Annotated in this window: 6 protein-coding genes; all 6 read right to left on the reverse strand. The window is 44.1% G+C overall.

Going from position 1 to position 8296, the window contains the following annotated elements:
• The coding region (locus WN50_RS07495) for a hypothetical protein (RefSeq protein ID WP_046279595.1) at nt 1-213 on the reverse strand (213 nt) is incomplete at its 3' end.
• Between the two features lie 217 nt (nt 214-430).
• Nucleotides 431-1066 (reverse strand): GUN4 domain-containing protein, encoded by a 636-nt coding sequence (locus WN50_RS07500; protein ID WP_046279596.1) that lies wholly within the window; start codon nt 1064-1066, stop codon nt 431-433.
• 39 nt (nt 1067-1105) lie between these two features.
• Nucleotides 1106-4477, reverse strand: coding sequence for an efflux RND transporter permease subunit (locus WN50_RS07505; protein WP_046279597.1), 3372 nt, complete (start codon nt 4475-4477; stop codon nt 1106-1108).
• A gap of 446 nt (nt 4478-4923) precedes the next feature.
• Nucleotides 4924-6564 carry an efflux RND transporter periplasmic adaptor subunit gene (locus WN50_RS07510; protein WP_046279598.1) on the reverse strand — a complete coding sequence of 547 codons (1641 nt, stop codon included), beginning with the start codon at nt 6562-6564 and terminating at the stop codon, nt 4924-4926.
• A gap of 338 nt (nt 6565-6902) precedes the next feature.
• The gene (locus WN50_RS07515; protein WP_046279599.1) at nt 6903-7580 is read right to left on the reverse strand and encodes a hypothetical protein; all 678 of its coding nucleotides are present in this window, start codon (nt 7578-7580) and stop codon (nt 6903-6905) included.
• 16 nt (nt 7581-7596) lie between these two features.
• Nucleotides 7597-7950 (reverse strand): metal-sensing transcriptional repressor, encoded by a 354-nt coding sequence (locus WN50_RS07520; protein WP_046279600.1) that lies wholly within the window; start codon nt 7948-7950, stop codon nt 7597-7599.
• Between the last annotated feature and the right edge of the window lie 346 nt (nt 7951-8296).

Consider the following 8296-nt stretch of genomic DNA (forward strand, 5'->3'; position numbering starts at 1 on the left):
CTCTAAAACAGAACCGACAGCAAACCCCATCGCCGCTCCCGCCATTGCATACTGACTCGGTGCTTTTGAGCGAGAGTAACCCACCTCACTGCTGCCAATAATGTAATCACAGCATTGATATCTGTCCTGGTGTAACTTAGAAACGGCTAACCCAAACACCGACCCCAGCAAAGCCATCATAATCCCCGAAAACAGAATAAGCCTGGTGTTCATTGCCTGTTACCCCCGTTCCGACTCAGATCTAGATTTTTTGTTTAGTCTCTATCTCCGTTTTAGCAAAGGTTTGACCATTTACAAAGATTATTTTACGAAAGTTCAAACAAACTCTGAAAATCAAAAACCAGATTAAGTCAAAAGGAAAGAAGCCAGTAAAAGCAAAATAGTGACCACAAATAGAATATGATTAATCCAATCATCGCTAGACCAATTTTTAAACATTTTCGCTTTCCTCTTCTACAAGTAATACATTAGAAGTTACATCACATTGCATCAACCGTGCCAAAAAATAAACAGCCATCTTCGCCCCATAAGCTGAACGCCACCAGTTAGAAGGATGACAACCCAAGGGAGCCGATACACTAAAATCTAACTGATCATAGGATAACCATTTATTATTAGCACGCCATCCCATGCGATCGCCAACTCGTTCTAAGATAGCTAAATCAATATTAGAAATATCATCCGTTCCCCCTTCACTGACATAAATTTGTTGTTGCAAGCTAAACCCAAAGCGATCGCCACTATATTGACGCCAAAGTTTATCCAGCAAGCGTAAACTACTACAGGGAAACTGAATCACATCTTCTGGCGTAATATTATCATGGTTGCTTTGCCCGGCAATTTCCAACATGACTTTAGTCGTTTCGAGATCCGCTTCTTTCCACTGTTGCGCCGCTAACAAATCCCGTAATTTTCCATAACGGTAAACATCACTCAACAGCAACAATACATTATTCAACTGTTGTTCTAACTGTTCTACCCGCTCAGATAAACGGACAACAGTTGATTCAGTTAAATCTGACTGAACCGAATCTTCAGGGGATGAAAGTTGTTCTTTGTCTGTCATAAAAATAATTACAGATGATTGATCCTGTGAACTATCTATTTAAACCCCTTCTCCTTGCGGATCAGAAGATTGATTAATTCGCAACGCTTCATCAGGCCTTGTAGCTTCTGTCACTTCAGCATCACCATTAGACTGAGAATCTGGGGTTTTACCGTTAGAATTCCGATTTCTCCTTTTCAATAAACCTCTACGACCACCATTAGAACCGTTTCCATCATCAGTGTCATCTTGATCCGGCTTTTCCCCTTTTAATAAACGCGCCTCTAAATTTTTCACCGCAATAAACAGGTTCGGAGTAATCAATAAGCTTAACACCGTTCCGACTAACATCCCTCCAAAAATTGCCGTTCCCAACGACCACCGACTAGACGCACCCGCTCCCGATGCCACCACCAACGGCCAGAACCCAATTAGAGAAGAAATCGCCGTCATTTGAATCGGTCGAAACCGTTGTTCTGCCGCTTGCACGGCTGCTTTTTTAATACTCAGTCCTTTGTCACGTAATTGATTAGCAAACTCCACAATCAAAATCGAGTTTTTCGACGCCAAACCAATCAACATCACCAACGCCACCTGACAGTAAACATCGTTGACTACTACAGGCCAGATGCTTCCCGCCATCAAAATATTAGAACGTAACCACACCGCAGACAGCGCACCCAAAACCGCCAACGGCACAGACAGCATAATAATCAACGGGTCAATATAGCTTTCGTACTGCGCCGACAGCACCAAAAACACCATCACAAACCCCAAACCAAAAATAATCGGAGCCGCACCCCCAGAAGATTGTTCTTCCAGCGCACTCCCTTGCCACGCATAGCCAAAACCAGGGTCTAGCACTTCAGCAGCAGCTTGTTCGAGCGCGGCGATCGCTTGTCCGGTACTAAAACCCGGAGCCGGATTCCCTTGAATCAGCATTGAGCGGAAAATATTAAAACGGGTAATCGTTTCCGGGCCAACGAAATCTGTGATTCTAATCAAACTGCTCAACGGAATCATCTCATTGTTGAGAGAACGGACGTAGAGTTTTTCAAGATCCTGCGGTGAAGATCTCGACTCCGATTGCGCCTGTACAATCACCCGATATTGTCGCTGTCCTAAAACAAAGTCATTAATGTAAGCCGAACCCAGATAAGTTTGTAACGTTCTAAAAATCTCACTAATATCAACATTCAAAGTTTTGGCGCGATCGCGCAGCACTTCGATTTGTTTTTGAGCCTTACTTGCCGTAAATTGACTAAAAGCCCCTCCGACAGCCGGATATTGACCCGAGTTGAGCGCTCCAATCAAGCGATTTCCATTATCAATTAGAGCCGAAATCGGTAAGTTCCCGGTGCGATCTTGGAGTTGAAATTCAAAACCCCCCGTACTACTCAACCCCTGTACAGGCGGTGCATTCACCGCAAAGGCTCGCAGGCCTGGAATGCTTTGCAAAGATCCGTTAATTCTTCTGAGGATACCGTAGACTGACTGATCGGGGGTCGGACGTTCTGACCAAGGTTTGAGCGGAACAAACATAATCCCCTGACTTGGGTTGACCCCAGTAAAACTAAACCCAGCGATCCCAAATGTAGCCAGAACTTCGGGAATTTCTAATACTTTTTCGGTGATTTGTTCGGCGGCTTCTGCCGTATAGTTGAGCGATACCCCATCCGGTGCTTGATAAATAATAATGAAATATCCCTGATCTTCTTCGGGTACAAATCCTGAAGGCACCCATTGATACATAAAAACAGTGAGTACCAAACCTGCCACAAAAATACCCATGATCAGGGTATTAATCCTAACGAGAAAATTAACCGTTTTAGCGTATTGATTTTGAACCCAGCCAAACCCCTGATTAAACTTTCTAAATAACAATCCTAAAGGCCCTTTTGTTTGATCTTTCGGACGCAGAAGCACGGCTGACATACTCGGCGAAAAACTCAGAGCGTTAAAGGTCGAACAGGCAACAGCAAAAGCAATCGTTAAGGCAAATTGTTTAAAGATAATTCCAGTTGTTCCCGGAAAGAATGACACCGGAATAAACACCGCCATCAACACCAAAGAAGTCGCAATCGTTGCACCCGTCAGTTCTTGCATGGCATCCAAAGCGGCTTGACGGGGTTTCATTCCCTGTTCTATTTTTTGAGAAATAGCCTCTACAATCACAATCGCATCATCTACGACTAAACCCGATGCGAGTGTACAAGCAAATAGCGTTAGGGTATTGAGTTCAAATCCCATAACTTTTAACCCCGCCATTGCCCCAATTAACGCCACTGGAATCGCCACAGCCGGAATCAAAGTCGTGCGCCAATCTTGTAAGAAAATAAAGATAATTAAAATAACTAAACCAATCGCTTGAACTAGGGTGACAACCACTTCTTCTAAAGAAGCCGAAATAAACAACGTTGTGTCGTAGGGAATTTCATAGTTGAGTCCTGGTGGAAAACTTTTACTCAACTCCGCCATCGTTGCTTTCACCTGATCCGCAACCTCTAAGGCATTACTACCAGGGAGTTGATAAATTCCGATCCCAACGGTTGGTTGACCTTTAAAAGTCGCTACAGTATCATAATTCTCCGCCCCTAGTTCTGCTTGTCCGACATCTCGCAGTTGAACGAGGGTTCCATCCTCCCCAACTTTTAACACCAATTCTTCAAATTCTTGCACCCCACGCAAACGACTGCTTGCTTGTAGGGGGATTTCAAAGCGTTGATCCTCTGGTGCAGGACTCTGACCCAGTTTTCCCGCTCCGACTTGGATATTTTGTTCTCGTAGGGCATTGGCAACATCTTGAGTGGTTAATCCCCGTGCGGCCATCCGTTGGGGATCAAGCCAAATTCGCATCGCATATTTCCGTTCCCCAAAAATTGTCGCCTCACCGACCCCAGTTACTCGCCTAAGCTGGTCTATAACGTTCAAATCCAGGTAGTTACTCATAAAGATATCGTCGTAGAGATATCTGCCGTTATCATTGGTATCTGAGTAAAACGCGACGACAAGCAGAATACTCGGAGAAGAAGAGGCCACCGATATTCCGGTTTGTCGAACGGACTCTGGTAAAGTGGATTCGGCTTGAGAGACTCTGTTTTGAACGTTTACTTGAGCGATGTCTCGATCCACATCAACCGGAAAAACCACCGATATATTAGACACCCCGTTATTTCCGGTATTGGAGGAGATATATCTCATATCCTCAACCCCGTTAATCTCCCGCTCTAAAATTGTCGAGACGGTGGTTTCAGTCGTCTGAGCATCAGCCCCAATATTGACTGAAGTCACGTTAATTTGGGTGTTAGCAAGTTGGGGTAACTGAGTAATCGGCAGCAGGGGAATACAAACTGTCCCGACTAAAATAATAATAATCGTGCAAACCGTTGTTAAAACGGGTCTTTTAATAAAGGTGCTAACAAATAACAGCATAAAGAATATAGGGGTAGATGAGTATCGGGGTTAGGGGTGCCGATGGTTAGCGATCGCGGTTACTTAATGTTCAAATTGTCTAGATGAGCTGAATTTTTGAATGGATTAATCCTATATGTTATAGCAGAAGTCAGGAGACAGGAGACAGGAGACAGGAGACAGGAGACAGAATTGAAACCTTTATCATAAAAGGATTTGACAGAAAAACAGTGTCCTAATCAAAGGCTTCGACTGCTATATCTGAATAATTAGAGAATTTTTTCAAAAGCAGCGATTTCCCCCTACAAGAATTGCCTTCTAGTTTACCAGACTGATTGACTTTCGATAGATTCTGCACTGAATGGGTTGACTCTAAAATAAGCAGCTTTGCCTGGGGGATTGACTCATTAATCTTGAACAAGTCCCCCCAGTCAGAACAAAGCCGGATTCATCAGCAATTATTTCAACTACTCAGACGGTGATGCTGACCCCGGTGCGGCTTTGGGTTGTTCAGCTTGCTGACCCGTAACCGGTGTACCGTCGCGCAGCTTAATCACTCCTTCGGTGACAATGCGATCGCCTGCCTTTAAACCGGATAAAACTTCAAAGCTTTGACCTTGAATACTTCCTAACTGAACGGGTATTTGTTTGGCAATCAGCATTTGCTGACCCTCTTGATTTTCTTCTTCAACGACAAACACAAAGCTTTGATCCCCAATCCGACTAATAGCCGTAGTCGGAACCGTAATACCTGCAAGTTGTTCCCAAATCACTCTAGCACGAACAATTTGGTCAGTTCGCAGTTTGTTATCTTGATTGTTATAAATCGCTTTGACTAAAATCGTTTGAGTTCCAGTTCCCGCACTCGGAGAGATATAGGACACTCGACTACTACCAATCAGTTCACCCGTATCTTGACTAATCACCTCAACGGGTGTCCCGACTCGAATTTGAGATAATCGTTGAACAGGAATATTGATACTAACTTCTAGCCGCTCATTTTGTCGAATACTCGTTAGAGTGGTTTGGCTATCAACGAAGTCTCCCACTTTCACCGGAAGCTCACCCACAATCCCAGAAATCGGAGCATCAACATTATAATACTCAAGCTCAACTTGTTGACCTGTCGCATCTGCTTGGGCTTGTTCAATTTCCCGTTCTAAGCGATTCACCTCAGCCTGTTGAGCATCAATCACCTTTTCCTGACTCGCAATTTGAGCGTCTAGAGTCGCGACTTGGCGTTCAAAAGCTTGTCCGGCACTCTCAACCCTCGCTTGAGCCGCTTCGATCCGGCTTTGCTGAGTGCTAATCTGAGCTTGTAAGGTACTAACCTTCCGCTCTAGATCCTGCTGAGAGGCTGAAACTTGCGCTCTGACAGATCGCACGGTATCTTCTTGTTGAGCGAGCGCCGCTTCAGCTTCTCGAATCTCACGCAAACGTTGATCATAGGCTTCTGAGGAAACAACGCCTTCTTCCCACAGCTTTTCATATCTCTCAAAAGCACTGTCCCGTTCTTCTTTGACAACGGCTCGACGATCACGCTCTCGATTGGCTGCTGCAAGTCGTTCTTGAGCATCTCTCAAATTGGCCTTTTCTGAGATAAACTCCAACTCAAACTCTAGGCGTTGCTTCTCTTGTCTTTCGGCTTCTAAAGTTTGTTGAGCATCTCTTAAATTCGCTTCTTGAGATTGATAGCTTAACTCCGCTTGTAATCTTGTTAATTCTGAGCGTTGAGAGTCTAAATTCGCTTTTGCACTTTCCAGTTGAGCGCGTCTAGATTCAACAGCAGCGAGTCGGCTTTCCAAATTAGCTTGCTGTTGAGACGGATCAATCAACATCAGCCGATTTCCGACTGAGACGCGATCGCCCAACCTTACAAAGACTTGCTTAACCAAACCACTAACCCGAGGTCTAATCACCGCATTTTCTACCCCTTCAACTCGCGCTACAAACTCGGTGCTATCTCTAACTTGGGTTGACTCAACTCGACCAATACTGACAACAACGGGTGGAGGTGCCGCCGCTTGGGGTTTATCTGCACAGGAAGTCAGGAGTAGAGTTCCCAGTAACAGAGGTAATGATTTGTTCCAGTGTATTGTGTTATCCATAATCTTAAATATTGTTTTTGAAGTTAGGTTCATCGAATTTCCTTTGGCATACTTCTTACTTACTTTTTAAACTGAGATCGAGTCAGAATCGACTACAGCCTGATTGTCTTAATTTGTCTTTAACACTATATGAACTCCTCCCCTCACTATCTTTTTGAGAGAAATATTAACCGCAATACCTCTGACCCTCATTCCAGGTCTTGCTTACAGACTTGAGATTTTTTGTGGGGAAAAATCAAACTATGTAGTCTAGTATAATGAAAATGATCTTCAATTGGAACGGTAGGACAATTTTTATTATCCGGTGAACGTGAATCATTCAAATCCCTTGCGGTTTCTCAGGCTTGGGATTGCTGCTGATTGACTTGAGTTTGAGGAGGAGTGGGAGTTTTAGGCGATCGCACACAGAGATAGAATAAAGGCCCCAGCAAGGGAAGTAAAGCGACTCCCCAAAACAAAAGCTGATTGTTCATTCCCCGTCGCGTCATATCATCGCCCAGCAAAGCCGGAAATAGCAGACACAGCAGACAAAAATCTAAACTCATCACATGAATAAACCGACTGGTTTGCCATTGCTGAATAAAATCTGACCCATCTCCGCCATTTAAACCATAGCCGATCAGAGTCAGTGTGCCTAAAGTTAAAATAACACCCGTAATCCGAGAGTCAAATATTTTTAAGAAGAAGTTCTGATCCCCGGAATATTCGGGTGAGGGTTGACGTAAAGCCAGATAAGGGAGTATCGCAAACGCTCCCACCCCAAAAGAAGCGATCGCAAACGGCCAAGCCCGTAGGTTTTGATCCTGACCCTCAAAAACCAATAAACTGCTGTAAATTATCGGCCAAATTCCCATTAAATTAAAAAGGGCAACAATCAGAGGGTTAATTCCCTGCCAGTTGCCCGTTGATAAATTTTTAATCAGAGTTAAAGTGTCGGGTTGATCAGGCGGAGCCAAGGTAAAGGCGTAGGCAACAAACCCAATCCACAACAATCCAAAAAAGACTTTTCTAAACATGAATAGAGCAAAAGTATTAAGGGATAAATCGATCTAAAGCCGATTTCAACTGTTCGATCTCACCCTCGATATTACCTTCTTTTGCAGCTCTGGCAACACATTCACTTAAATGTTCGTCTAGGATAATTCGTGCTACCCGGTCTAATGCTCCCCGAATCGCTGCGATTTGTACTAAGACATCGGGACAAGGATCACTTTCGGCGACCATTCTTTTGACCCCTCGGATATGCCCTTCAATCCGAGACAAACGATTCACAATACGGCGCAGAGATTCTTCACTGTGAACATGGGAATGTCCCTGTGCCTTTCCATTGTGAACGTGTTCGGCTTGATGATTGTGCTGTTCTAACTGGGGGTCTGATCCAATCATGCGTTATTTTTGACAACAATGAGTAGCGTTCTCAATCTTTATTTTGACATACTCCCCATTTCTAAAGAAAGGGGATTCTCCAAGCCTCACGGCTTTGGATTACTGATTCATTGACAACCCTTACAGCAAGCTAGTTTCCTAACCTACTCCAGAGGGGTGAGTCTCCCCAGTCGTTCATCCCATTTCAGAGATAGTTTCGGTATGCCCTACCGTACTTGAGAAAAAAATGCTTGATTCTCTGTACTTGGTGCTTTAAGGTTTTATCTTGCCAAAGCATTTCTTGCAAGAACCCCATACCTTAAGTTTTCAAGGTTCATTGCATCGATTAGATGCTGGGTTTTTCAAC

Source organism: Limnoraphis robusta CS-951, assembly GCF_000972705.2.

Excerpts from the sequence above, each read along its gene's own strand:
- WN50_RS07515 (WP_046279599.1), bottom strand. The coding sequence starts at position 7,580 with ATGTTTAGAAAAGTCTTTTTTGGATTGTTGTGGATTGGGTTTGTTGCC.
- WN50_RS07505 (WP_046279597.1), bottom strand. The coding sequence starts at position 4,477 with ATGCTGTTATTTGTTAGCACCTTTATTAAAAGACCCGTTTTAACAACG.
- WN50_RS07500 (WP_046279596.1), bottom strand. The coding sequence starts at position 1,066 with ATGACAGACAAAGAACAACTTTCATCCCCTGAAGATTCGGTTCAGTCA.
- WN50_RS07520 (WP_046279600.1), bottom strand. The coding sequence starts at position 7,950 with ATGATTGGATCAGACCCCCAGTTAGAACAGCACAATCATCAAGCCGAA.
- WN50_RS07510 (WP_046279598.1), bottom strand. The coding sequence starts at position 6,564 with ATGGATAACACAATACACTGGAACAAATCATTACCTCTGTTACTGGGA.